The organism is Sanguibacter sp. Z1732, from assembly GCF_051020515.1.
Classification (GTDB): domain Bacteria; phylum Actinomycetota; class Actinomycetes; order Actinomycetales; family Beutenbergiaceae; genus CALKWS01.
Map to the genome: position 1 here is coordinate 140,515 of NZ_CP194857.1, position 25,153 is coordinate 165,667.

A 25,153-nucleotide genomic window follows, 5' to 3' on the forward strand; every position below is an offset into this window, starting at 1 on the left:
AGCTTAGCCCGGCGACCGGGGTCGCAGGAGCGTCAGTCCTGGAGTGTAGGCAACATCACCTGGACCAGGGACTCCTGCAACCAGGTGAAAGCCGAGTACACACTCGCCAGTGCCAGCCGCAGATCCTCCTCCTCGCTGCTGCCGGGACGGCCCGATGTGGTGGACAGCGCGTAGATCTCCTCGGCGTCGGCATCGGAGCGTATCCCCAGCCGCTCGGACAGCACCAGGCGCACATCGGTCATCGCGGCCGCCCAGTCCATCGCCTCCTCCGGCGGCACGGTGAGTTTGATGCCCGGGGCACGCAGCGCCGCCCAGACCATCCGCAGCCGGGCGATCTTGTCGTTGCGCAACTCATCCTGGGTAAGGCGACGGAACTCTGCGGCCAGTTCGGGATCGTCACGGCTGGCGGCGGGCAGCAGCCGGGCCAGGGCCGGGTCGGCGGGCTCGGGCACGTCCTGGCCGAGCCGGGCCAGTTGCTCCTCCATACCCTCGGCCGCGTCGTCCTCATCCCCCGTGGCTCCGGCATCCTCCGGCCCGTTCGTGGCCGCGCCGCCGCCACCGCCGGAGACCGCTGCGGAATCCGGGTGGGACCCCTCGCCCGTTCCCGGTCCGGCACCGGCATCGGGACCGGCAGGGCCGTGGTGAGCCCCGTCGTCGGCCTCCTGCCCCGGGCCGCCGGGTGCCAGGTCCCGGGGAGGATCGCCCAGCAGCGTGGCGGTGTCGGCGATCACCCCTGCCAGGATGGAGCGTTCGGTTGGGTCGAGTTCGGCCACATAACGGCCACGACGGCGTACGAACGCGCGCATCAGGCCCCCTCCTGGTCCAGCGTCGCCCACAGGCCGTAGGAGTGCATGGCCTGCACGTGCGCCTCCATCTTCTCCCGCGCCCCGGAGGCCACGACCGCCTTGCCCTCATGGTGGACCTGGAGCATCAACTCGGTGGCCTTCTGCTCGGAATAGCCGAAGTAGGACCGGAACACGTAGGCCACGTAACTCATCAGGTTCACCGGGTCGTTCCACACGATGGTGCGCCAGACCTTGTCCGGTTCCGTGCGCGCGCCGATGCCCACCTCGGTGTCGGTGTCCGGTGCGGCGGTCATGCCACCAGGGTAGGCCCCGAGTGCCGAGCAGCCCATCCGGTGCCCGCCCGCGGCGGCCCGGCCACGGAGGCACCCGCTGTCTCTGCTGCGGTGAAGTCAGTAGGGTCGGGCGCTATGACGCAACCGCACGCCCCCAGCACGGCCCTGTTGACCGACCGGTACGAACTCACCATGGTCCAGGCCGCCCTGGCGAGCGGGACGGCGGAGCGCCGCTGCGTGTTCGAGGTGTTCACCCGCCGGCTGCCCCCCGGGCGCCGCTACGGGGTCCTGGCCGGTACCGGACGGTTCCTGGAGGCGCTGACCGATTTCCGGTTCACCGACGCCGAGCTGCAGCACCTGCGCGACGAGGGGGTCGCGAACACCCAGATGTTGGACTACCTGGCGAACTACCGCTTCACCGGGAGCATCTACGGGTACGCGGAGGGCGAGGTCTTCTTCCCCGGCTCCCCGGTACTGGTGGTGGAGTCCACCTTCGCCGAGGGGGTGCTGCTGGAGACCCTGGCGTTGTCGGTGCTCAACTACGACTCCGCTGTGGCCTCAGCGGCCTCCCGGATGACCTCGGCCGCCGGCTCGCGCCCGTGCCTGGAGATGGGATCGCGGCGCGCACACGAACAGGCCGCGGTCGCGGCCGCACGGGCCTCGGTGGTGGGCGGGTTCACCGGCACCTCCAACCTGGAGGCCGGACGGCGGTACGGGTTGGAGACGATCGGCACCGCCGCCCACTCCTTCACACTGCTGCACGACGACGAACCGGCCGCCTTCGCGGCGCAGATCGCCGCCTACGGCCCGCACACCACCCTGCTGGTGGACACTTATGACATCGCCGAGGGCGTGCGCCGGGCGATCGAGGCCGCCGGCACCGAGTTGGACGCGGTGCGGCTGGATCCGGCGATCTGGGCGTGGTGGCCCGGGAGGTCCGGGACCAACTGGACTCCCTCGGTGCGCCCGGTACCAAGATCGTGGTGTCCTCGGATCTGGATGAGCACGCGATCGCCTCACTGGCGGCGGCACCGGTCGATTCCTACGGGGTGGGCACCTCGGTGGTGACCGGCTCGGGCGCACCCACCTGCGGGATGGTGTACAAACTGGTCTCCCGTGAGGGCGCGAGCGGCCAGATGGAGTCGGTGGAGAAGGCTTCCTCGGCCAAGACCAGCGTCGGCGGACGCAAGAACGCGGCCAGGCGCCTGGACCCCGCCGGGCGGGCCGAACAGGAGGTCGTGGTGGCTGGCGCCGGGGCGCAGTGGGCCCCGGGCGAGGAGGATCTTCGCGTCCTGCAGGTGCCCTTGGTGCTCGACGGCGAAGTGCACAGGTCCTTCACCGGCACCTCGGGCGTGCATGCCGCCTCGCAACGACACCGAGCCTCACGGGCCGAGCTCTCCCCCTACGCCCGGCGGCTGTCCGCCGGCGATCCGGCCCTGGAGACGGTGCACCAGATGCTCTGAGCGCCCTCCGGTCCGATGGGGCGCCGTGTCTCAACGCGCGGGCCCGGCCGTGGGTGACATACCCTCGAGCGCGGACAAGCCTCCCAGGGCGCGCGACGGCAGGGCCCGAGCAGCAGACAGGAGGGGACCGTGAAGGGTCGAGTGTGGCGCCGCATCGTCAACAGGGTGCGCTCCCCGGAGTTCGTGACTACCGGGATCCAGGTGCTCAAGAGCACCATCGCGGCCACAGCGGCCTGGTGGTTGGCCGTGGCGGTCTTCGAGACCGAACTCCCGTTCCTGGCTCCCTGGACGGCGTTGCTCACCGTGCACGCAACCGTCTACCGGTCCCTGAGCCGGGGCCTGCAGACGATGGTCGCCTCCGCGGTCGGCATCGGGTTGTCGTTCGTGATCGGCGCCTACCTCGGAGTCACGCTCTGGACGTTCGGGCTGGCGCTGTTGGTGGGCTTGTGGCTGCCCGTCTGCGCTGGCTCAGGGACGAGGGCGTGGCCATCGCCACCACCGCCATCTTCGTGCTCGGTAGTGGCTTCGGCGAGCAGGCTCCCCTGCTCGACGATCGTCTGCTCGAGGTGGCCCTCGGGGTGGCTGTCGGCGTGGTGGTGAACCTGGTGCTCGTGCCACCGCTCTGGGAGGGGCGGGCCGCCCGGTACGTGGACAGCGTGAACCGCCGTATGGGCCAGGTGCTCATCGAGATCGCCGAGGAGCTGGAGACGTCCTGGGACACCGCGCGCGCCGACGCCTGGGTCAGCGAGACGGTCTCGATCACCGCCGAGGTCGAGCACGCCTCGCAGTGGGTCTCCTTCGCCCGGGAGAGCCGCCGCGCCAACCCGCGGTTGCTGGCCCCGGCGCGGCCCCGTGTGCGGGAGCGGCGCAAGGACCGGGCTCGAGCCGGGCAGCCAACCTCCTACGAGGAGCTCCTGGAACGGATCGGTGAGGGAGTCTCCCATCTGCGGCATCTGGCCCGGACGCTACGTGAGGCCACGATCGCGGAGAGCCGCTGGGATGACATGTTCCGGCAGGCCTGGGTGGCGATCGTGCGTGATGCCGGCCGGTCAATCCAGGATCCCGACGCCCAGGTGGAACCGGTGCACGACCGGCTCCGGGCACTGGCCGGGCGGCTGACCGAGGGTGGGCAGCTGCCCGGGGCCGACTGGCCCGTGTACGGCTCGTTGATCACCAGCATGGAGCACATCGCGGTGATCGTCGACGACGTCGCCTCGGCCAGGGAGGCCAGGCAGGCCGACCGCCCGAATCCGCGGGTCTGATCGAGACGGTGCCGTGGGTGCGTCCGTTGCCGCGGCACCCGGTCAGCGCCGGCCGACGAACCAGGCGCGCACCTTGGCGATGCGTGCCTGCAGGTGCTCGGCGCTTGCGCGGGCCACCTCCCCGCCGCCGGTGTGCTCACGCAGCCGGGTGTGCACCACTCCGTGCGGAGTGCCGCTGCGCCGCGCGCCCAGGCGCTGACCAGCGCGTTGAGTTCCTTGCGCAACTCGGTCAGCCGGCGATGGTCGACCACGTCGGTAGCCGATGCGCCGGCGCGCGGGGCCTTGTGCCGGCCGAGCTGCTCGGCCTGGCGGCTGCGCAACAACGTGGCCACCTGATCGGCATCCAACAGCCCCGGCAGTCCGAGGAAGTCCTGCTCCTCATCCGATCCCAGGTCCCCGCCGGTGCCGAACTCACCGCCGTCGAAGAGCACCTTGTCGAAGGAGGCCTGGGCGTCCAGGGCGGCGAAGCCGGGCAGCATCTGCTCATCGGAGGCCTGCTCCGTGCGGTTCGCTCCGGCGAGCGCGTCGTCGTCGAGCCAGACCTCCTCACCCTGGGCCACCGGCCGGTCCAGGGCATGGTCGCGCTCGGTCTCCAGTTCACCCGCCAACGCCAGCAGCACCGGGACCGAGGGCAGGAAGATCGAAGCGGTCTCCCCGCGCCGCCGGGCCCGCACGAAGCGGCCCCCGCCTGGGCGAAGAACAGCGGGGTCGCGGTGGCAGTGGCGTAGACCCCCACGGCCAGGCGGGGCACGTCCACTCCTTCGGACACCATCCGCACCGCCACCATCCACCGCTGGTCGCCGGTGGCGTACTCCTCGATCCGACCCGATGCCCCGGCGTCGTCGGAGAGCACCACCACCGGCTTCTCGCCGGCGATCTGACGCAACTGCTCCGCATAGGCGCGGGCCTTGGTCTGGTCGGTGGCGATGACCAGCCCGCCGGCGTCCGGGACGTGCCGGCGCACTTCGGTCAGGCGCCGGTCCGCAGCGGCCAGCACCGCAGGGATCCATTCCCCTTGCTCATCCAGGGCGGTCCGCCAGGCCTGGGCGGTGATGTCCTTGGTGGCGGCCTCCCCGAGCCGGGCGCTGACTTCCTCTCCGGTGCGGGTGCGCCAGCGCATCTGCCCGGAGTAGGACAGGAACAGCACCGGGCGCACCACACCGTCGCGCAGCGCGTCGCCGTAGCCGTAGGTGTGATCGGCCCGGGAGCGTCGAATGCCGTCGGGTCCGGGTTCGTAGTCCACGAACGGGATGGCTGCGGTGTCGGAGCGGAACGGGGTGCCGGTCAGCGACAAGCGCCGGGTGGCAGGCTCAAACGCCTCCCGCATCGCCTCGCCCCAGGACAACGCGTCCCCGCCGTGGTGGACCTCATCCAGTATCACCAGCGTGCTCGCCGCCTCGGTGCGGGCCCGGTGCAGAGCGGCGTTCGCGGCCACCTGGGCGTAGGTCAGGGCCACCCCGTCGAACTGGGCGCCGTGACGGCCCTGCGCGTTACGGAAGGTGGGGTCCAGGGCGATGCCGACCCGCCTGGCAGCATCGGCCCACTGGGTCTTCAGGTGTTCGGTGGGAGCGACCACCGCGATCCGGCGCACCACGCGCTGCTGCAGCAACTCAGTGGCCACACGCAGCGCGAAGGTGGTCTTACCGGCCCCGGGCGTGGCCACGGCGAGGAAGTCGCGAGGGCTGATCACGCAGGTAGGTATCCAACGCCGCGGCCTGCCACGCACGCAGCCGCTCCGCTGTCCCCCACGCAGCGCGGTCGGGGTAGGCCGGAGGCAGGTGGGAGGCGGCCGCAGTCGACCCCGGCACGTCGGCCGACCCGGTGCGAACGGGACCCGCGTCGTGCTGTGGATGGTGAGGAGGGGCGGCCTGGTGATGCCCGCCGGTCACTTCTTGGAGCCGAAGCCGAAGAAGCCCCGGCCCTTGCCCGAACCCGAATCGTCCCCGTCGCCCCCGGCGCCCATCGTCTCGTAGATCTCCTTGCACGCTGGGCAGATCGGGTACTTCTTCGGATCCCTGCTGGGGGTCCAGACCTTCCCGCACAGCGCCACGACCGGCCCACCGGAGACGGCCGAGGCGGTCACCTTGTCCTTACGTACGTAATGGGAGTACCGCTCGGAATCACCGGCGTCGGTCTTGTCCCGGACCTCCTCGCGCTCCAGCACGTCTGTCGAGGTAGCGCCACCGGAGAGGCGTTCGGTCTCCTGTGGCTGCGTCGGCGGATTCTGCTCGGTCATGCCCCCAGTGTACGAGCCCGCTCAACCGGGCTCCACCACCCCGCACTCCCGTCGTGGCCGATGCCTGCCTCTTCGTCCTCTCCGCATCGCACCCGAAGCGTCCGCCCCGCGCCTGACCCGGTGTCCAGCGGTTCAGGGCGCAGACGACAGCCGTGCTACGGCCAGCCGGTAACCGAGCCCTCGGACGTTCTCCACCGGGTCGACACCCGCGCGCACCAGCTTCTCACGCACCCGCTTCACCATCGGGGTGAGCGCCACCGGGACGCCGCCACGCCCCGGCCCCACGATGCTGATCAGGTCCGCGGTGCCGATCACCTCATCGGCACGGCCCGCGAGGGCGTACAGCAGCCTGAACTCCCTCAGGCTGAGGCGGACCACGCGGCCGTGCACCTGGGCCTCGATCGCGGCCGGGTCGAGCCACAGGGGGCCGAGTTCGAGGGGCCGTGGTCCGTGTGCTCCCCTCGATCCCGGCGAGTGCGGTCAGAACCGAGTCGAGCCGGTAGGGGTGCTCCAGGATGGGTCTGGCGCCGGCGAAGATGATGGGCGAGGCGGCCTCGGTCTCATCCGTCCCGAGTGCGAGCAGTACCGGTGTGCCCAGTTCGTCCCGGATCGCGCTCACCGCACCGATCGCCTCTGCCGTGGGCACGGCCGTGGAGAGCACCAGGACGTCGGGTTGGTCACGGCCGCAGGCGAGCAGCGCTCGGTGCGGTTCGGTGTGCACCGCGACCGCGAGGCCGATTCCGCGCAGATCCTTGATGATCGGTGCCTCGCAGTCGAGCCCGGGGTCGAGGAACGACACCGAGTTGACCTGCCCATGCCGCTGCCAGGTGCGCAGAGTGTCCAGGTAGCGCACCTCGGTAGCTCGGTCGGTCGCCGGGTCCGGGGCAACGTGGGCAGCGACCATCACACGCGGTGGGCTTTCGAGGCGCGTGCTCCGACGTACCGGGCGACGACGGTGAGCACCAGGACCACCACCAGCAGGGCCAGCGCCCCACCCCAGGCCCGTTCGATCCCCGGATCGAACGGTTGCCGGGCGCCGTTGTAGATCTGCAACGGCACGGCGCTGATCGCCACGTTGTAGGCGGCGTAGACGATGTTGACGTTGCCGAATGCGGTGAGGATGAGCGGGGCGGTCTCCCCCGCGCCGCGGGCGATGGCGAGCATCACGCTGGTGGTCAGGCCCGGGGCGGCAGCCGGCAGGACCACACGGGTGGTGGTCTGCCACTTGCGCGCACCCAGCGCAAAGGATCCGCGGCGGATGTCCGCTGAGACGGTCTTGAGCACCTCCTCGCAGGAGCGCACCACGATGGGCAGCATCACGATCGCGATCGCGACCGCGCCGGTGAACGCCCCGAATCCGACCACCTGTCCGGTACCCAGCACCAGGATCGCGTAGACGGCCAACCCGATGAACACCGACGGGATACCTGTCATGACGTCGGTGACGAAACGGATCAGGGTGGCGAACGACCCTGTGCCGTAGTCGACCAGATAGACCGCAGCGGCCAGGCCGAGCGGTACCGAGATGCCGATCGCCATCAGCATGATGATCCCGGTGCCGATGAAGCCGGCGGCGTACCCGCCGCCCTCCCGTGCCGGCGGGTGCTCCCGTTCGGTGAAGAACTCCCAGGAGATCACCCCGGCCCCCATCCGAACCACCTCGATGATGATGAGTAGCAGGGGGATCGCGGCCAACACCATCAGGAACGTCAACACGACCCGGGTAGCCGCATCGAAACGCTTGCGGCGTCTGCCGTTGCCGGTCCGGGACGTGAGAGGTGCGGGGGCAGAGGGCCCGGACTTCTCGTTCGGACGGGTCAGGGTGTGCGTCACAGGGCATCTCCAGCAGAAGCGGTCCGGGCGAATCGCCACACGATCAGACGTGCAAGGACGTTCACGACCATGGTCAACAGGAACAGCACGACGCCGATCCCCATCAACGCCGTCAGCGTCTCGGGTGAGGCGTCCTGGAACGTCGCAGCGATGTGGGCGGCAAGAGAGTCCCCGGGAAAGAACAGCCTGGACCCGGCTTGTTGTGAACCTCCGATGAGCATCAGCACCGCGATCGTCTCCCCCAGTGCGCGGCCCAGACCCAGCATCGTCGCTCCGACGATGCCTCCGAAGGATCGGGGCAGCACGATCCTTCCGAGCACCTCGCTCTTGGTCGCCCCGAGCCCGTAGGCGGCGTGGACCTCCTCCGGTGGGGTGGCGGCCATCACCTCGCGGGTGATCGCGGTGATGATCGGCAGGATCATGATCGCCAGCACGACCCCGGCGTGGAAGTAGTTGGTGTTCGGTACCGAACCGCCGACGAAGGGGAACACCGAGCCGAGAGTGGTGTTGATCGCCCGGGAGATCGGGTGCAACACGTTCGGCACGAACCAGAGCAGGCCCCACAGGCCGAAGATGATCGAGGGCACCGCGGCGAGGATCTCCACGCTGTAGGACAGCAGGGTGCGGAACCTCCTGCTGGCGTAGAAGGTGATGAACAGTGACACGCAGATCGCCAGCGGAAGTGCGATCGCGACCGCGATCGCCGAGGTGTACAACGTGCCGAGGATGAACGGCATCGCACCGTAGGTCCCGGTGAACTCGTGACGCGCGAACCCGGCGTGCCACTCCGGCCCGAGGACGAACTCGAAGAAGCCCTGGTAGACGAAGACCGGGTAGGCGTCGAAGACAGTGCGCAGCAGCATCGCCCCGAGCACGAGCAGCACACTGGCGCCGGCAAGCGCCAGGAACGCGGTGAAGATCCGGTCGGAGTACCGCCCGGCCCCGTGGCTGTGCAGTGCACTACGCCCGGGTGGCTTGGTCACAGTCATTGGTGGCCGATCTGCTCATCAGGAACTGAGGGTCGGTGGTGAAGATCGGGGGCAGGGCGGGCGTGGCTGCGGCCCGCCCTGCGACCCGGTCTACTCCTGGCTGTTGATGAGGTCGATGGCCTCCTGCACCCGGGGGCGCAGTCCGTCGCCGAGCGGCGCGTAGGCGAGGTCCCGGGCCAGGTCGATGGCCACCTGGTCCTGGGTGGCCCAGGTCCAGTAGTGCTTGAGCATCTCGGCGGTGTCGTCGTCATACCCGCATTCCCAGGCAAAGATCCAGTTGGCGCCGACGATGGGGAAGCCTTCTCCCCCGACTCCAAGGATGTCGAACTGGAAGCTGTCCGGGATCTCCAGCACCTCGAGGGCCTCAGTGGTGGCCTCCAGGGTGGCCTGAACCGCATGTCCGTCTTCGTTCACCACCGCCGCTGTAGCGAGGTCGTTGACGATGGCGTAAGCCTGGTTCACGTAGCCGATACCACCGGGGTTCTGCTCGATTCCTGCGGTGACGCCCTCGTTGCCCTGGCCGCCGAGGGTCTCGGCCGGCCACTGCACCTCGGTGCCCGAACCGAGCGTCCAGTTCGGTGCGGCGTCCTCGAGGTAGGTGGTGAACACCGAGGTGGTCCGGAGCCGTCGGAACGGTGTACCGGGATGATCTCGGTGTTCGGCAGATCGCGGTCGGGGTTGAGCTCGGCGATCTCCGGGGCGTCGTAGTGGGTGATCTCCCGCTGGAAGATGCCCGCGATCGTCTCTGCGTCCAGGACCAGGCCCTCCATCTCGTCGTCGCCGAATGCGAGCGTCACCGCACCGAAGAGCACCGGAAACTGAATGGCCGCGCAGCCACGTGCCGCGGCCCCGGCCTCGAGGTCCTCGTCGCGCAGGTAGCGCTCGGAGGAACCGAAGTCGATGGTCTGCTGCAGGAACTGTTCGATCCCACCGCCCGAGCCGATCGACTGGTAGTTGATCTGCACCCCGGTCTCGACCTCGCTGGAGTACTCGAAGGCCCAGTCCTGGAAGACCGGGTTGGGGAAACTCGCACCGGCTCCTTCCAGTTCGCCGCTCAGGCCGGCGCTCGCCGAGTCGTCGTCGGCGTCGTCGGGGTCGTCGGCGCTGATCTCCTCGGCCGGCTCTGCGTCGTCGTCGCCCGGGGCGGCGTCGGCCGGGCCCTGGCTACCTGCGCAGGATGCGAGCACGAGCGCGAGTGCGGTAATGGCTGCCGCGGAGGCCGCCCGTGGCTTGGTGAGGGTGGTGCTGGTCATGGTGTCTTCCGTCTCCTTGGGGGTGGGTGTGGGTCGGTGCGGGAAGTGGACTCGGTCAGCCGAAGCGGCCGGTGATGTAGTCCTCGGTCCGTTGGTCGGACGCGTTGGCGAAGATCGTGCTGGTCAGGTCGTACTCGACGAGCGCGCCGCTCCGCTCGCCGGCCTCGTCGTCGATGTCGACCGTGAGGAATGCGGTGCGGTCCGAGACCCGGGCCGCCTGCTGCATGTTGTGCGTGACGATGACGATCGTGTACTCGTCGCGCATCTGGCGCATGAGGTCTTCGATGCGCAGGGTGGCGATCGGGTCGAGCGCCGAACAGGGCTCGTCCATCAGGATGACGTCGGGGCTCACCGCGATCGCGCGGGCGATGCACAGCCGTTGTTGCTGCCCCCCGGACAGGGAGAACCCGGAGTCCTTGAGCTTGTCCTTCACCTCATCCCACAGGAACGCCTTGCGCAACGCTTCCTCGACGAGGTCGTCCATCCTGCCCCGGTGACCGTTCAGGCGTGGCCCGAAGGCGACGTTGTCGTAGATCGACTTCGGGAACGGATTCGGCTTCTGGAAGACCATCCCGATCCGCCGGCGCACCTCCACCGGGTCGACGCCGGGGGCGTAGATGTCCTCGCCGTTGTAGCGGAAGGATCCACCGATGCCGGCGCCGGGGATGAGGTCGTTCATCCGGTTCAATGAGCGCAGCAGGGTGGATTTCCCGCAGCCGCTGGGCCCGATCAGCGCGGTGATCTCGCGCCGCGGGATGGTCATACTGACGTCTTTGATGGCCGCGAAAGACCCGTAACTGACCGAGGCATCATCCAGTTCGAAGACAGGAGCCTCGAACTCTTCTGGCGGTGTGTTCCCACGACTCGACTCGCCGGGTGTGATCACGGCCGAACTCGATCTGGATCTCAGGCCGCTGGTCGATCTCAGGGCGCTGGTCGGTCGGGGTCGGCGCTGGCCGGTGCGCCATAGGGTCTCCGTTCGTCTCGAGGTGAGTGGCCGCGGGCTGCAACCACGGCGTCGAGACACATAGAAGCCCCTCTATATGAATCCCGGGTGAACGAGGGCCGACTTCCGGCACAACATCGACGTACCTCTATGCTTTGCCGCGCGTGCCCGCCGTTGCCGCGGGTCCGGACAGGGTGCGCAGCAGGCCTTCGACACGGTGCGTGACCTCGTCGATGATCGCCTCGACGACCGACTCCTGCTGGCCGGATGGATCAAGCACCTGCCAGTCCAGGTAGGTCGGCCCTGGGTGCAGCGGACAGGCGTCTCCGCACCCCATCGTGATGACGTAGTCGGAGGCGCGGACCACCTCCTCGGTCAGCGGCTTGGGGAACTCATTGACGGTGGCGTGACCACGACGTTCCAGCAGCGTGGCGACGTGCGGGTTGATCCGGGCCCCGGGCAATGAGCCGGCGGTCCGCACCCGCACGTGCGGTCCGGCGCGGCTGCGCAGGATGGCTGCGGCGATCTGGGACCGTCCGGCATTGCGCACGCAGACGAACAGGACGTCGGTGCTCGTGCGCAGAGTGCGCCCTTCTGCCCGGGCCAGTGCGGCCAGACGATCGGCCGCGAACCGGGCAGTCAGGACCGGAAGGTGGGCCCGGACGCTGGCCCGGGCGGCCAGGAGTGCGTGACTGTCCACCACGAACTGCTCGATCGTTTCCCTGGCGAAGACCCCCTGGAAGTCCCGCGCGAGGGCCTCGACCAGCCCGGTAGGGCGTGGCACCGGGCGTGCCCTCCGGTCCTCCCGCCGGTCCAGTACCTGCCCGCCGAACATGGCCAGGGCATCGGCAGTCGGCGCGTAGGAACGCTCCCCTTCGTGGAGCCGACGAGGCTCCAGCAGCCCGACGTCGGCCATCGCGTCCAGATGAGCCTGCACCGCGGCGACGTCCATCTGACGGCCGGCCAACGTCAGCGCCGTGACGTCCCACCGGTGCAGGATGAGGTCGAGCAATTGCACACGTGCCGGGTCGGCCATGACCGCGAGCCGACGTGCGCGCAGCCGGGTCACCCATTGCTCCCGAGGGAGCCGACTACCTCAGCAGGTCCCCGATGGCGGCCAACCGCTCCGGGACGATCGAGCACCAGACGCGCCGGCCGCGGGGAGTGCGTGTGATGATCCCGGCCTCGGCGAGGACCTTGAGGTGGTAGGTGATCGTCGGCTGCCGGAAGTTCAGAGCCGCGGCGAGGTCGGTGACGCACGCTTCGCCGGTTGGGCTGTGGTGGATCAGGCTCAGCAGTTGCAACCGGGTCGGAGTGGAGACGACCTTCAGCAGGCCGGCCGTGCTCTCCGCCTCCTCGCGGCTCATCGCCGGCTGCAACGCCGCAGGTGCCGGCTCGGCATCCGCGGGGCGCCGAGCCGGGGCGGGGGGGGTCATGGCACGCCATCCTAGCCCCGGCGCCGCGCCGGATCGGCGGGGGCACATCGGCGGGGCCGCAGGCCATCAGGGCTCCAGGAGCAGTTCGGTCATGAGTCGGCGCACGTGGGCGTCGACCACGTCCCGGATCCGCCGGGCCTCCTCGACCGTGGCCTCCGCCGGGTCTTCCAGGGGCCAGTGCTCGTATCGCTTGCCCGGATAGACCGGGCAGGCATCTCCGCAGCCCATCGCGATCACGACGTCGGCGGCTCGCACCACCTCGTCGGTCAGCGGCTTGGGGAACTCCGCGGTGAGGTCGACGCCCACCTCGGCCATCGCGGCCACCACGCTCGGGTGGATCGCTTCCTCCGGTGCGGAACCCGCTGAACGCACGCGCACCCGGCCGGCCGCACGCCGGTTGAGCAGACCGGCCGCCATCTGGGAACGCCCGGCGTTCTGGACGCAGACGAACAGCACCTCGGGCACATCGCGCGGCACCACTGCCTCGGCCCGGGCCAGGGCGTGCAACCGGTCCGCGGCGAACCGTGCCGTCAGGGCCGGCAGGTGGGTGGGGACCCTCGACGTCCGCGCTAGTGCGGCATGAGACTCCACCACGTAACGGTCGACCGTCTCGGGACTGAACACACTGGCGAACCGTTCCGCGAGGTCTTGCGCGATCCGGTCCAGGACCCGGTCGGGGCGGAGCAGTCCCGACAACCCCCCGCCCTCGCTCCGCACCGCCGGGACGGCTGTGTCGTCCCGGGGGTGAGCCTCATGCGGGGCGCGGCCGTCGACGCCCGCGGAGGTCATCGCGCTGCCGCCGCGGGCAGCAACTCCGTCAGTAGTTTCTGGACCCGGACCTGGATGTCGTCACGTACCCGGCGGACGGTCTCGATGTCCTTGCCCGCAGGGTCCTCCAGCTCCCAGTCCTCGTACCGAACCCCCGGGAAGTAGGGGCAGGCATCCCCGCAGCCCATCGTGACCACCACGTCGGAGGACTGCACCGCATCCGGGGTGTGAGAATCTTGGGCTCATTGGCGGAGATGTCGATGCCGAGCTCCTTCATCGCCTCCACGGCAACGGGGTTGATCTGGTCCTTCGGCGCCGAACCGGCCGACCGCACCTCCACCCGCCCTGCGGATAGGGCGGTGAGTAGACCCGCGGCCATCTGGGAACGACCGGCATTGTGGACGCAGACGAACAGGACGCTGGGAGGGTGAGCCATCTGGTGATCTCCTTCTAGGGCATCGGGGACAGTCGGGGCGCGAGAGTCTGGACCCTGCGCGTGAGTTCATCGAGCGCTTCGTCGAACGCGCCGTCGTCCCCGCGGGTGACGGGGTCGGGAACCGACCAGTGGATGTCGATGGGCAAGGCCAGTTCCTCGTGGGCCCGGTCGCAGACGCTGATGAGCAGGTCACCCTCCGCCAGCACGTCGCTGAGGTGCCGGGGCCGCACCAGGGGCAGGTCCAGGCCGTGACGGCGGGCGACCTCGATGGCCCCGCGGGAGATCCGGTCAGCGGGTGGGTACCGGCCGAGATCACCGGAACCTGGCTCGCGACGCGCCACAGTGCGGCGGCGAGGTGGGAGCGAGCGGAGTTTCGGGTGCACACGAACACCACCCGCACGACCCGGCGATGGTCCCAGGGCGTGAGTTCGTCCAACGACCCGGGCACGATCTGGACGTAACTGCGTCGTCGATCGGCCTCGGACTTCTTCCGGCTCAGCACCCCTTCACGCTCCAGCACACCGAGATGGTGGGCCACGAGGTTCGACGGCGCACCCAGGGTCTCAGCGAGTTCGGAGGGCGAGGCATCGCCCAGGGCCAACACGTCGAGGATCCGCAGCCGTGCTGGGTCGGCGAGGGCGGCGTGCAACCGGGCTCGCCGCTCGATCGAACTTCCCTCATCACTCATTGAGTCAATAGTGATTGAGTAATGCGACGGTGTCAACCCGCGCCACCCCGGGAGGCCTCGCTGCCGGATGGCCAGGCCCTACCGTCAGGGGTCTCAGGCGCCGAGGATCGTCAACCACCCGGCAAGTGCGAGCAGCGTGACGGCCAGTACCGGGATCGTGAGCACGATCCCGATCTTGAAGTAGGTTCCCCATCCGATGTGCATGCCCTTGCGATCAAGGACCGACAACCACAGCAGCGTCGCCAGGGATCCGATCGGGGTGATCTTCGGCCCCAGATCCGCCCCGATCACGGCCGCGTAGACCATCATCTGTTCGGTCAGCCCGGTAGCCCCGGCTGATTCGATGCCCAGGGCGGCGATCAAGGTGGTGGGCATGTTGTTCATCACCGACGACATCCCGGCCACCAGGAAACCGGTACCGGTGGCCGTGGCCAGGTCGCCATGCTGGGCTATCGCCGCCAACAACTCCCCCAGGTGGTCGGTGAGGCCTTGATTGCGCAGCCCATAGACCACCAGGTACATCCCCAGGCTGAACAGCACGATCTGCCACGGGGCGCCCCGCACCACCGACCACACCGCGATCGCAGGTTCGGCCGAGGTGAGCGGCGCCGTCCGGCTCAGTCCGGCCCCGCCCTGACCGAACCGGGCAAGGTCCGTCACGGCCGGCGCCGCCCCCTCCTGCCGCTCGTCCCCGGCGTCCGGCACGTGGGCATCGGTCGCCGGGAGTGCGGCGAGGTCCTCGTCCTGACCCGACGGGCGTGCCCGGGCACCGACCCGGCGGAACAACGCCCGTGGCCGGCGGGCTGCGATCAGCGCAAGCACCAACGCGCCGGGCCCGGCCACGGCGGCAACCGGCATGCCGACGGCATCGGCAGCGAAGTAGCCGATCAGCACGATCACCAGCACGACGACGCCGGCTCGGAACGTCGTCGGATCGCCCACCGCCTCGGCCGGACGCCGCAACGCGCTGGGGTCATACCGACCCGGAATGTCCTTGCGGAAGAACAACCGCAGCATCCCCAGGCTCGCGGCGACCGAGACGAGCGCCACCGGCACCATGACCAGGGCGTACCGAGCGAAGCCGATTCCGAAGTAGTCGGCAATCACGATGTTGACCAGGTTGGACACGACGAAGGGCAGACTGGCGGTGTCGGCGATGAAGCCGGTGGCGATCACCAGCCCGAAGGCGACCTTCGGCGAGAACTTCAACGCCATGATCATCCCGAACACGATCGGGGTCAGGGTCAGGGCGGCGCCGTCGTTGGCGAACACCGCCGCGACCGCCGCGCCGAGTACGACGATGAGGTTGAACAACGCACTACCGCTGCCCCGTGCCCAGCGGGCCACGTGCAGGGCAGACCACTCGAAGAAGCCCGCCTCGTCCAGGATCGAGCAGATGATGATGATGGCGACGAAGGTCAACGTGGCGTTCCACACGATGCCCCACACCACGGAGACGTCACTGAGATGGACCACCCCGGCCAGAAGTGCCACCACGGCGCCGCCCAGGGCGCTCCACCCGATGCCCAACCCTCTCGGCTGCCAGATCACCAGGACAAGGGTGACGGCGAAGATGACCAGCGCGAGCAGCACGCCTCACACCTGCCCGTGCAGGTTCGTCGTCGTGGACATGACGCGTCGAGCCCTTCTTGTCAGCGCACGGTCGCCTTCACATTGACGACCATCGATCAAACACCGCGCAGCATGGCACGACCCATCGATAGGCGTCAATCTGTAGCGTGCACCCTCGCCCCCGGTACCGATTCCGGCCGACAAAGAAGGGGCGCGAAGACCGCATCCGGTCTTCGCGCCCCTTCGTAGCCCGCTCGGGTCAGACCCGAGCGGAGTGGGTCACTTGGCGACGGCCTTCTTCAGGACCGAGCCGGCAGAGACCTTCACGCCGTATCCGGCGGGGATCTCGATCTCTTCACCGGTGCGGGGGTTACGGCCGGTGCGGGCAGCGCGCTCGACGCGCTCCACGCTCAGCAGGCCGGTGACCTTGACGGGCTCACCCTTGCCCAGGGACTCCACCAGAACCTCCTGGAAGGCACCCAGGGCGGCGTCAGCCTGGGACTTGTTCAGTCCAGACTTCTCGGCAATTGCAGCTACGAGGTCAGTGCGGTTGACGGACACGTAAGTTCCCTCTCATCGATCTTGATCGCAACCCGTCTGGGTAGCGCCGTGACGACACTACGACTCCGATGGGGCAATCGGCACCAACACGCTCGTTTTCAGCGAGATTTCGCCGATTCTTTCGAGTTCAATCTCCACATCAATCACATTACTCACATGTGTCACATCAGTAACGACCCTTGGCACCGTCCGCGGCTCCGGGCGGCGAATCGCCTCCCAGGGCGGTGGCAGTGCCAGAACCTGCCGCGGAACCTGCTTCGTCCTGGGCGTGCAATCGGCGCAGGTAGTCGTTGTAGTCGTGCAATTCCCGGTCGCCGTCGCGCACGGCTCGCTCATCCAGTCGGCGGGCCTGACGCTCATCCGAGCGCAGCCACTGTGCGGCCAGGACCAGGGCGGCGATGATCACCGGGAACTCACCGGCGCCCCAGGCGATCGCCCCACCGACGGATTGGTCGGCCAGCAGCGCCTCCGTGTCGGTGAAGCCCAGCTGGTTCCACCAGTCCTCGGCGAGGACGTAACTGAGGGCCATCACCGAGATGCCGAAGAAGGCGTGGAAGACCATCGTCACCAACAGCACCAGCAGCCGGACCAGATGCGGCGGTTTCCGTGGACCGGGGTCCACGCCGATCAGCACCCAGAAGAAGACGTACCCGGTCAGCAGGAAGTGCGCCTGCATCACCACGTGACCGCCGTGATCGCGCAGCGCCCACTCGAACCAGCCGGTGAAGTAGAAGGCGATCAGGCTCCCGGCGAAGATCACTCCCGCGACCACCGGCCGGGTGATGAAGTGGCCGTACCGGGACTGCAGTATCACCAACAGCCACTCGCGCACGCCCCGGGAGCCGTCGCGCCGCACCGGCAACGCCCGCAGCGCCAGCAGCACCGGCGCCCCGAGTACCAACAGCAACGGGATCACCATCATCAGGCTCATGTGCTGGAGCATGTGGGTGCTGAACTGCAGCCGCCCGTACACGCCCAGCCCGCCGCTGGTGGAGAAGACCAGCAGCACCATCGCCAGGAGCCAGCAGATCGTGCGGTGGATCGGCCAGGTCACCGAGCGTCGCGTCAGGATGCGCACCCCCCGCAGGTACAGGATCGAGGCGAGCAGCACCGCGGCGATCAGCATCCAGTCCGGTTGCACCTGGGTGAGAAGGTTCACCGGCGAGACCGGCGGGGGCGGGGCGAAGCCCAGCAGCGCATGCTGGACGTCGTAGGTGACCCGCTCCTGGGGCACCGGCGGGGCACTTGCCGACAGTGCCACGGAGACCCCCACCGTCAGGGCCATCACCACGATCTCACCGGCCGCCAGACGCACGAACCGGCGCGTGCCCGTGGGCCCGTCCAGGGAGGGGAGGATCCGTTGCCGCTGCACCCAGCCGGCCGTGCCGAGCACAGCCAGCGCCGCGATCTTGACCAGCAGCAGCCGGCCGTAGGGATGGGCGAACAGATCCTCCGGGCCCTGCAGCCGCAGCAGTCCGTTGACCACACCGGAGAGCGCAACCGCGGCGAACGCCACCAGGGCCAGCCGGGAGTAACGCAGCGTCACCGGGCGCAGGTGCCTGCCAAGGCGCGGCGCCAGCACGCACAGCGCAAGCAACCCTCCGACCCATATGGTCACCCCGATGAGGTGTACGCCGAGACTGTTGACGGCGTTGGCATGTTCATCGGCGCCGGCGGCGTGCCCGGAAAGCGCCAGCGGGAGCAATGCCGCGATGCTCAGCCCGCCGGCCCACCCCAACCGGCCGATGCGGCTGGGGAAGGCCAGCAACACCACCGTCACCAGCACCAGGGCCACCGATAGCACCCGGGTTCGACCGGCCTGCAGCTCGGTGGCGAAGAAGACCACCTGGCCGAACAGCCCCGGGTCGGTCAGGGGCATACCGATGGTGTGGGCGGTGGTGAGAACGAGGAGACCCAATCCGGCCAGTGCCCAGCACCCGGCGGCCAGGGCGCCCCAGCGGGCCAGGCGCCACTGGTGGATGCCGGAGACGCCGCGGTGGTCCGGATTCCCGGGCAGGGCGAAGGCGGCCAGCACCGCGGTACCGACCGTCGCCGCGGCGGCGATGTCATGGACGGCCCGGGAGACCGGGAGCCCGTACCGCACGCCGGCCCCGGGGTCCAGCAGCGCCTGGGCAACCAACTCACCGGTCGTGGTCAGGGCGAGCAGACTCACGGCCACCGCTACCACCAATGCCACGCCGATCAAGGCGAGGTAGCCACGCCGGCCGCCTAGCCGTCGCCGACCCTGCGTGGCCGGTGACCCGGTTCGCGTGGCGTCAGAAACCGCTGGCACCTGTGTTCACCTCGGACTGCTCTGGTAGGAAGGCTGTGGGGCCGGGCCGAACGACCCGGTCCCTGGCACGGACGGAACGCCCGTCCAGCCGGGGCTGGATCGCCCGAGTTCGACGGCGCATCCCCCGGGCGGCGCGCAGCGCCGTCGTCGGATCGAGGGACCTCGCCGGGTTCGCCGGGTTGGTCCCTAGTGTACGACCGGCCGGCCGGGTCCCGAGTTGGTGGGTCCCGTGGGCCACAGCGGAGGGCCGGTCCGTCGGCCCGCAGGGGGCGGCACGACAGGTCGGTGATTAGGCTCGACGCGAGGCGAACCCAACCGGAGGTGGACGATGAGCGTGTTGACCGAGGAGTTGTTGGAGCGGATCCGCGAGCGCGCCGCCGGGTACGACGAACGCAACGAGTTCCCCATCGAGGACTTCGACGAGCTCGCCGGTGCCGGCTACTTACGCTCCCTGGTGCCGGTGGACCTGGGCGGCTCGGGCCTCTCCCTGGCCCAGATGGTCGGCGAACAGATGCGCCTGGCCGGGGCCTCGGGCGCCACCGCGTTGGCCGTGAACATGCACCACGTCTGGCTCGCGGTGGCCCGGGTGATGGCCGACCGCGGCGACGACGCGCTGGAGTTCGTGGTGCGGGAGGCCGCCGAGGGGGAGGTGCTCGCCTTCGGTATCTCCGAGCCTGGCAATGACCTGGTGCTGTTCGGTTCGCGCACCGAGGCACGGCCCGACGGCGAAGGCGGCTACACCTTTCATGGCACCAAGATCTTCACCTCCCTGGCGCCGGTGTGGACCCGGCTGGGCACCTTCGGCAGCGATCACACCTCCCCCGATGCGCCCAAGAGCGTCTACGCCTTCATCACCCGTTCGGGCGTAGCGACCAAGGACGACTGGGACACCATGGGTATGCGCGCCACCCAGTCCCACACCACCGTGCTCGACGGGGCCCGCGCCGCAGCAGATCGGGTGGTGCGCCGCCTGGACCCCGGGCCCAACCCCGACCCGTTGATCTTCGGGATCTTCTCCTCGTTCGAGATCCTCACCTCCTCGGTGTACGTCGGGATCGCCCAGCGCGCCCTGGACCTGGCGATCGAAGCCGTGCGCGCCCGTACCTCGATGCAGCACGACGGCACGACGCTCGCGCACCTGCCCGACCCGCGGCGCCGGATCGCGGCGGCCGGAATCGCCCTGGAGGGTGCCAGGACGCAACTACTGGCGCTGGCCAGGGATGTGGACGAGCAGGTCGAGCACGGTCCGGCGTGGTTCGCCAAACTCTCCTCGTTGAAGGTGCGGACCACGCAGGCCGCCAAGGACGTGGTGGAACACGCCGTGCGGGCCGCCGGCGGCGCCTCCTACTTCCGCCGCCACGAGTTGTCCCGGCTGTACCGCGACGTGCTGGCCGGCATCTTCCATCCCTCCTCGGAAGACTCGGCCCACCAGACGATGGCCACCCACCTGCTCGGTCCCGTCCCGGACTGAGCGCACCACCTCGGGCGCGCCGGCCGCGCCGGATACGATGCGGAAGGAAACGTTCACCACCCAAGGAGTCCACCCGAAGTGTCCGCAACCCTGCACGCCACCGGCCTGAACGTCAGTTACCCCGGAGTGCCGGTCCTGAACGGGGTCGATCTGACACTCGAGCCGGGACTTCCCCCGCTGGGAGTGGTCGGCCCGTCCGGAGTGGGAAGACCACCCTGGTGCAGACCTTGCTGGGCGCGCTGAGACCCGACGCCGGGCAGGTCACCTGGGACGGTCGCAACGTGCACCGCCTGTCCCGCAAGGACAAGAAGCGGTTCAACGGTGCGGTGCGGGCGGTGTCGCAGTACTCGATGACCATCTCCGACCCCAAGATCACCGCCGGCCGGGTACTCAAGGGGGCCCTGGCAGAGGCACGCAAGGCCGGGCGCACGCACGCCACCTCGGTGGAGGAGTTGCTCGCCACGGTCGGCCTGCCGAACAGGTTCGAGAGCCGCTCGATGATCACCCTCTCCGGCGGGGAACGTCAGCGGGTGGCCCTGGCCAAGGCGCTGGCCACCCGTCCGGAGATCCTGTTCCTGGACGAACCCCTCACCGCTGTGCACCCGGCGGCCCGCCTGGAGATGGCCGCGCAGATCGGCGAGTTGGTCACCGAACTGCGCACCGGGGTGTTGCTGCTCTCACACGACTTGGAACTGGTGGAGCGGATGTGCCCGAACGTGCTCATCCTGGCCGAGGGCTCGTTCGTGGCGTTCGGCCCGTTACGCGAGGTGCTGGCCACCTCCGACCACCCGGCAGTACGGGACCTGGCCGAGGCTGCGCCGCTGGCGAACCAGCCGTTCCGGCCCTGAGATCAGGCCGACCTGAGCAGTCCCACCAGTGGCTCCCAGGCCTCGGTGAGGATCTCCGGCAGTGAGTGCCGGGAGGCACCCGCCCTGGACCACGCCCCGATCGCCGCGATGAGTGCTCCGGCGTAGGCGGTCCCGGCAACCTCTGCGCGGACTCCTTCCACCCCGGCCTCCACGGCATGCCTGCGAATCACCGAACCGACCGTTCCCACCCGCAAGGACGCGGCGTGGCGCAGTTCCTCATCCAGTCCCATCGGCTCGGCCTGACCGTACGCCAGCGCCACGTTCTCCGGAGGAAGCTCCGCAGCGAGTTCGAGCAGGGCGTGCCGGACCACGTCATCCAAGTCCGCGCCGCGGGTGCGCACCAGCGCATCCGCCAGTTCCCCGAAGGTTGAGTCGAAGGCGGTCCAGAGCAGGTCGGACTTGGTGGTGAAGTAGTTGAAGAAGGTGTTCCGGGAGACCCCGGCCCGGCGCGTGATGTCCACCACGGAGGTGCGCGCGTAGCCTCGCTCCAGGAACAATTCCCCGGCGGCCTCCTCGAGCACGGCCCAGGAGGAAGCCCTGGGCCGACCGGAGCGGCGCGGCGGGGTCATAGAACCATCGTACGAAGAAGTCCCGGGACGGCAACCCGCGTCCGCGCGCGCTCACTGCGCGAGACGGAGGCGCGGGCGGTGCGAGCCTGCCCGTTCGACCTCGCTGTCGGTGCGCCGAGGCCCGCGCGGCTCCGGGTCAGGGACGACTGGGGACGATAGCGTCGGCACCGAAATCCATTACCGGCGAAGGAGTCCGATGCACGCCCGAACCGAGACGATCCGAGCCCTGGCCCACTATCTCGAGCAGTGGCTGGCCTTCCAGGGCGCCCACGCCCGGATACCCGGGATCCAGGCGGCGGTGCGCGTCGGGGAGGAGCTCGTGCTCAACACCGCATGGGGAGTGGCCGACACCAGCACCGGGGAGGAACTGACCACTGGTCACCTGTTCCGGATCGCCTCCCATTCCAAGACCTTCACCGCCACCGCGATCATGCAGTTGGTCGAGGCCGGGCGGTTGCGGTTGGACGACCCGCTGGGCGAGCACATCCCCGAACTCGCCGACGCCCCGATCGCAGTGGTCACGGTCCGGGAGGCGCTCGGCCACCAGGGCGGGATCATCCGCGACGGCAGGGACAAGGGATTCTGGCAGCGACTCACCCCCTTCCCCGACCGCGCCGGACTGTTGCGGTTGGCCACCGATGAGGCCCTGACCTACCAGCGCAACGAACACTTCAAGTACTCCAACGTCTCCTACTCCCTGCTCGGATTGGTGATCGAGGCCGCCTCCGGGACCGGCTACGCCGACTACGTCCGCGAACACGTGATCGATCGGCTCGGGTTGGCCGACACCGGCCCGGAGTTCGATCCGGCTCGGGCGGCGGACTTCGTCCACGGCCACACCGCGCTGCTGCACGGGTCGGATCAGCGCGAGCCGATCACCCACGTGGACTCCCGTGCCTTCGGTCCGGCAACCGGCTTCTACTCCACGGCCGCGGATGTGACCACCTACGGCGCAGCCCACTTCCTGGGCTCGGACGCGCTCCTGACCGATGCCTCCAAACGCGTGATGCAGCGCCTGGAGTCGGTGATCGAGGGCCCGGGCACTCCTACCGCCCGGTACGGGGTGGGTATGAGCCTGCGCCGGCTGGGCGATCGGGACCTGGCCGGCCACGCCGGTGGCTACCCGGGTCAGATCACCCGCACCTACATCGACGCGACCGATCAGATCGTGGTCAGCGTGCTCACCAACGCCATCGACGGACCGGCCGACGCGCTGGCCACCGGCATCGTGCGGCTGATCGAGTTGGCCCTGAACCCCCCGCCCGCACCGCGTCCGCCCCCGGCCCGGAGGTGGACCTGGACCGCTACGTCGGACGGTTCGCCAGTCTGTGGGGCGTGACCGACGTGGCCCGCGCCGGCGACCAGTTGTACCTGCTCACTCCGAGCAACCCCGACCCCACCGAAGCCTACCTGCAGGTCACCCCCACCGGTGCGAACTCCCTGCAGATCGAGAGCGCCTCCGGGTTCGGTCCCGTGGGCGAACAGGTGCGCTACGAGCGGGACGACGACGACCAGATCACCTCGGTGTGGATCGGCGGCGCCCAAGCATGGCCGACGCAGGCGTTCCTGGCCCGCCGCTCCGACCTGGCTCGCGGTCCGCTGCCGGGTGGCGCGTGAGCGCACCTGCTACGGCACGAGGGGCGCGGTGGCCGTGAGGTTCATCACGGCCGGGCAGTGGCAGTACCCGAGAGCCATAGACTTGTTGGACTCCGTCCAGCAAGTCGGGTCGCCTCCTGCGGCCGCGCCCACCCGGTGAAGGAACTCATCCCTACCCTCCCCCGCCCCGTTCGCGGCCGGCCGGCCCTGACCGCGGTGAGCCTCGCCGTCGTCCTCACCATCGCTGCCTGCACCACCGAGCCCGAGGACGGGGCCGGCCCGGACCCGGCCACACCCGAGGATGCCGCCGGCGGCGGCACCCTGATCTATGCCACCGGGGACGCCGAGCCCACCTGCCTGGACCCCCACGTGGGCGGCAACTACCCCCAGGCCCTGATCAGTACCCAGTACCTGGAGCCGCTGCTGGGCCGGGACGCCGACGGCACCATCCTGCCCTGGCTGGCCACCGACTGGGAGGTCAGCGACGACGGCCTCACCTGGGACTTCACCCTCGCCGAGGGTGTGACCTTCACTGACGACACCCCCTTCGATGCCGAGGCGGTCCGGATCAACGTCGAGCACGTACAGGACCCCGACACGGCCTCTTCCACCGGCTACCTGGCGATGGAGAAGGTCGAGCGGGTGGAGGCGGTGGATGACCATCACGCCCGCTTCCACCTGGCCGAGCCCGACTCGGCGTTGCTGGAGTCCCTGACCCAGCCGTGGAACGCGATGCAATCCCCGGCCGGGATCGATCGCGGGATGGACGCCAACTGCGCCGCGCCGGTCGGTACCGGCCCATTCGTGGTGCAGGAGTGGGTGCCCCAGCAGCACGTCACCCTGGTACGCAACCCCGACTACACCTCCGGGGTGCCTCGGGCCGAAAACGACGGCGTGGCACACCTGGACCAGATCACGTGGCGGTTCATCCCGGACCCGGCCACACGTTACGCAGCGTTGCAGTCCGGGGAAGTGCACGTGATCGACAACCCCGAACCGGAAGCGATCGCCGGGGCGGGCGAGGACATCGAGTACATCGACGCGCCCCGTCCGGGCTCGGTGAACCGACTCGAACTCAACGGCGGACAGGCCCCCTTCGACGACGAGCGGGTTCGGGAGGCATTCATCCGCGCCGCCGACGTCGGCCCGGGCATCGACACGCTGTACGCCGGTGTGGCCGAGCAGGCGTTCTCCCCGCTGTCCTCGATCGAGCCCTACGCCTACGCCGACGAGTCCTTGTTCAGCACCGACCCCCAGGCCGCCGAACGGCTGCTGGACGAGGCCGGGTGGAGCGAGTTCGACGACGACGGCTACCGGGTCCGCGACGGCCGGCGCCTGAGCGTGCGCATCCCGGTCTCCACCAACCAGTCGGTGGCCGCCGAACAGTCGTTGCTGGAACAGGTGCAGGCCAACACCCGCGCAGTGGGCTTCGAGGTGATCCTGAACCCGGTGGACCTGTCCACCTGGTACGGCGACCTGGCCGCCCACGACTACGAGGCGGTAACCGCGCCCTACACCAAGGTCGGCCCGGACGTGCTGCGGATCCTGTACCACTCCGACTCCCTGGTCCCGGCACCCTCGGGCTACTTCGCGAACCTGGCCCAGGTCGATGATCCGGAACTGGACGCACTCCTGGAGCGGGCCGTGGCCACCGACGACGAGACCGAGCGTGAGGAGTTGTACACCCAGGCCCAGGCCCGGGTCCTGGAGGGATTCCACATCCTGCCGTTGTATGACCAGCAGAACCACTTCCTGGTGAACGGAGCCTCGGGGGTGTGGACGCTGGACACCGTGGCCACACCCACCTTCATCGACGCCCGCCTGGACTGAGGTG

Annotated in this window: 25 protein-coding genes and 4 pseudogenes; 8 read left to right on the plus strand and 21 right to left on the minus strand. The window is 69.4% G+C overall.

Annotated features, from left to right (window positions below):
* Positions 1-32: 32 nt before the first annotated feature.
* A complete protein-coding gene (locus ACRRRO_RS00960) occupies positions 33-806 on the minus strand; it encodes a DUF2017 domain-containing protein (protein ID WP_424797502.1) in 774 nt (257 codons plus the stop codon).
* Positions 806-1,099 carry an ATP-dependent Clp protease adapter ClpS gene (gene clpS, locus ACRRRO_RS00965; protein ID WP_424797503.1) on the minus strand — a complete coding sequence of 98 codons (294 nt, stop codon included), beginning with the start codon at positions 1,097-1,099 and terminating at the stop codon, positions 806-808. The genes ACRRRO_RS00960 and clpS overlap by 1 nt, the downstream gene beginning before the upstream one ends.
* A 114-nt stretch (positions 1,100-1,213) precedes the next feature.
* Here clpS and ACRRRO_RS00970 point away from each other — a divergent pair.
* The 3 genes and pseudogenes from ACRRRO_RS00970 to ACRRRO_RS00980 all read left to right on the plus strand — a co-directional run bounded on the left by ACRRRO_RS00970 (position 1,214) and on the right by ACRRRO_RS00980 (position 3,803).
* Positions 1,214-2,541, plus strand: a pseudogene (locus ACRRRO_RS00970) (nicotinate phosphoribosyltransferase).
* A 129-nt stretch (positions 2,542-2,670) separates the two neighbouring features.
* Positions 2,671-3,141, plus strand: coding sequence for an FUSC family protein (locus ACRRRO_RS00975; protein WP_434080914.1), 471 nt, complete (start codon positions 2,671-2,673; stop codon positions 3,139-3,141).
* A complete protein-coding gene (locus ACRRRO_RS00980) occupies positions 3,024-3,803 on the plus strand; it encodes a hypothetical protein (RefSeq protein WP_434080915.1) in 780 nt (259 codons plus the stop codon). The genes ACRRRO_RS00975 and ACRRRO_RS00980 overlap by 118 nt, the downstream gene beginning before the upstream one ends.
* Positions 3,804-3,845: 42 nt before the next feature.
* Here the strand turns inward: ACRRRO_RS00980 and ACRRRO_RS00985 are convergent.
* From ACRRRO_RS00985 to ACRRRO_RS01070, 18 genes and pseudogenes are all read right to left on the minus strand, one after another.
* A pseudogene (locus tag ACRRRO_RS00985) lies at positions 3,846-5,611 on the minus strand (DEAD/DEAH box helicase).
* 77 nt (positions 5,612-5,688) lie between these two features.
* Positions 5,689-6,039, minus strand: a complete 351-nt coding sequence (locus tag ACRRRO_RS00990) for a DUF3039 domain-containing protein (protein WP_424791661.1) — start codon at positions 6,037-6,039, stop codon at positions 5,689-5,691.
* 132 nt (positions 6,040-6,171) lie between these two features.
* Entirely contained in the window at positions 6,172-6,429 is a 258-nt protein-coding gene (locus tag ACRRRO_RS00995; RefSeq protein ID WP_434080916.1) for a winged helix-turn-helix domain-containing protein, read from the minus strand.
* Entirely contained in the window at positions 6,356-6,943 is a 588-nt protein-coding gene (locus tag ACRRRO_RS01000) for a hypothetical protein (RefSeq protein WP_434081628.1), read from the minus strand. Before ACRRRO_RS01000 ends, ACRRRO_RS00995 begins: the two co-directional genes overlap by 74 nt.
* On the minus strand, positions 6,943-7,872 hold the full coding sequence (pstA, locus tag ACRRRO_RS01005; RefSeq protein ID WP_424788247.1) for a phosphate ABC transporter permease PstA: 930 nt from the start codon (positions 7,870-7,872) through the stop codon (positions 6,943-6,945). The genes ACRRRO_RS01000 and pstA overlap by 1 nt, the downstream gene beginning before the upstream one ends.
* Positions 7,869-8,861: a phosphate ABC transporter permease subunit PstC gene (gene pstC / locus ACRRRO_RS01010; protein ID WP_424797508.1), complete on the minus strand. Its 993-nt coding sequence runs from the start codon at positions 8,859-8,861 to the stop codon at positions 7,869-7,871. The genes pstA and pstC overlap by 4 nt, the downstream gene beginning before the upstream one ends.
* 90 nt (positions 8,862-8,951) lie before the next feature.
* Positions 8,952-9,323: a hypothetical protein gene (locus ACRRRO_RS01015; RefSeq protein ID WP_434080917.1), complete on the minus strand. Its 372-nt coding sequence runs from the start codon at positions 9,321-9,323 to the stop codon at positions 8,952-8,954.
* A complete protein-coding gene (locus tag ACRRRO_RS01020; RefSeq protein ID WP_434080918.1) occupies positions 9,320-10,114 on the minus strand; it encodes a phosphate ABC transporter substrate-binding protein PstS in 795 nt (264 codons plus the stop codon). Before ACRRRO_RS01020 ends, ACRRRO_RS01015 begins: the two co-directional genes overlap by 4 nt.
* 55 nt (positions 10,115-10,169) lie before the next feature.
* Positions 10,170-10,931 carry a phosphate ABC transporter ATP-binding protein PstB gene (gene pstB / locus ACRRRO_RS01025; RefSeq protein ID WP_434081620.1) on the minus strand — a complete coding sequence of 254 codons (762 nt, stop codon included), beginning with the start codon at positions 10,929-10,931 and terminating at the stop codon, positions 10,170-10,172.
* Positions 10,932-11,208: 277 nt separating this feature from the next.
* On the minus strand, positions 11,209-12,129 hold the full coding sequence (locus ACRRRO_RS01030; RefSeq protein WP_424797511.1) for a three-helix bundle dimerization domain-containing protein: 921 nt from the start codon (positions 12,127-12,129) through the stop codon (positions 11,209-11,211).
* A gap of 22 nt (positions 12,130-12,151) precedes the next feature.
* The gene (locus ACRRRO_RS01035; protein WP_434080919.1) at positions 12,152-12,496 is read right to left on the minus strand and encodes an ArsR/SmtB family transcription factor; all 345 of its coding nucleotides are present in this window, start codon (positions 12,494-12,496) and stop codon (positions 12,152-12,154) included.
* Positions 12,497-12,562: 66 nt separating this feature from the next.
* Entirely contained in the window at positions 12,563-13,285 is a 723-nt protein-coding gene (locus ACRRRO_RS01040; RefSeq protein WP_424797513.1) for an arsenate reductase ArsC, read from the minus strand.
* Positions 13,282-13,700: pseudogene (locus ACRRRO_RS01045) on the minus strand (arsenate reductase ArsC). Before ACRRRO_RS01045 ends, ACRRRO_RS01040 begins: the two are co-directional and overlap by 4 nt.
* Before the next feature lie 14 nt (positions 13,701-13,714).
* The gene (locus ACRRRO_RS01050; protein WP_434080920.1) at positions 13,715-14,083 is read right to left on the minus strand and encodes a low molecular weight phosphatase family protein; all 369 of its coding nucleotides are present in this window, start codon (positions 14,081-14,083) and stop codon (positions 13,715-13,717) included.
* 173 nt (positions 14,084-14,256) lie between these two features.
* Positions 14,257-14,388 (minus strand): annotated as a pseudogene (locus tag ACRRRO_RS01055) (ArsR family transcriptional regulator); the annotation flags it as partial.
* A 93-nt stretch (positions 14,389-14,481) separates the two neighbouring features.
* Positions 14,482-15,981: an arsenic transporter gene (locus ACRRRO_RS01060; protein WP_424797516.1), complete on the minus strand. Its 1,500-nt coding sequence runs from the start codon at positions 15,979-15,981 to the stop codon at positions 14,482-14,484.
* A 258-nt stretch (positions 15,982-16,239) separates the two neighbouring features.
* Positions 16,240-16,521 carry an HU family DNA-binding protein gene (locus ACRRRO_RS01065; RefSeq protein WP_424788257.1) on the minus strand — a complete coding sequence of 94 codons (282 nt, stop codon included), beginning with the start codon at positions 16,519-16,521 and terminating at the stop codon, positions 16,240-16,242.
* A 166-nt stretch (positions 16,522-16,687) separates the two neighbouring features.
* Positions 16,688-18,718, minus strand: a complete 2,031-nt coding sequence (locus ACRRRO_RS01070) for a cytochrome c oxidase assembly protein (protein ID WP_424797517.1) — start codon at positions 18,716-18,718, stop codon at positions 16,688-16,690.
* A 424-nt stretch (positions 18,719-19,142) separates the two neighbouring features.
* On the opposite strand from ACRRRO_RS01070, the gene ACRRRO_RS01075 reads away from it, so the two are divergent.
* Together ACRRRO_RS01075 and ACRRRO_RS01080 are read left to right on the plus strand one after the other, a co-directional pair.
* Positions 19,143-20,285 carry an acyl-CoA dehydrogenase family protein gene (locus ACRRRO_RS01075; protein WP_424797518.1) on the plus strand — a complete coding sequence of 381 codons (1,143 nt, stop codon included), beginning with the start codon at positions 19,143-19,145 and terminating at the stop codon, positions 20,283-20,285.
* Between the two features lie 218 nt (positions 20,286-20,503).
* On the plus strand, positions 20,504-21,133 hold the full coding sequence (locus tag ACRRRO_RS01080; protein WP_434080921.1) for an ATP-binding cassette domain-containing protein: 630 nt from the start codon (positions 20,504-20,506) through the stop codon (positions 21,131-21,133).
* A 2-nt stretch (positions 21,134-21,135) separates the two neighbouring features.
* Here ACRRRO_RS01080 and ACRRRO_RS01085 read toward each other — a convergent pair whose 3' ends face one another.
* On the minus strand, positions 21,136-21,723 hold the full coding sequence (locus tag ACRRRO_RS01085) for a TetR/AcrR family transcriptional regulator (RefSeq protein WP_424797520.1): 588 nt from the start codon (positions 21,721-21,723) through the stop codon (positions 21,136-21,138).
* Between the two features lie 196 nt (positions 21,724-21,919).
* On the opposite strand from ACRRRO_RS01085, the gene ACRRRO_RS01090 reads away from it, so the two are divergent.
* From ACRRRO_RS01090 to ACRRRO_RS01100, 3 genes are all read left to right on the plus strand, one after another.
* Positions 21,920-23,062 carry a serine hydrolase domain-containing protein gene (locus ACRRRO_RS01090; protein WP_434080922.1) on the plus strand — a complete coding sequence of 381 codons (1,143 nt, stop codon included), beginning with the start codon at positions 21,920-21,922 and terminating at the stop codon, positions 23,060-23,062.
* A complete protein-coding gene (locus ACRRRO_RS01095; RefSeq protein WP_434080923.1) occupies positions 23,059-23,340 on the plus strand; it encodes a hypothetical protein in 282 nt (93 codons plus the stop codon). The genes ACRRRO_RS01090 and ACRRRO_RS01095 overlap by 4 nt, the downstream gene beginning before the upstream one ends.
* A gap of 195 nt (positions 23,341-23,535) precedes the next feature.
* Positions 23,536-25,149, plus strand: a complete 1,614-nt coding sequence (locus ACRRRO_RS01100) for an ABC transporter substrate-binding protein (RefSeq protein WP_434080924.1) — start codon at positions 23,536-23,538, stop codon at positions 25,147-25,149.
* Positions 25,150-25,153 lie beyond the last annotated feature (4 nt).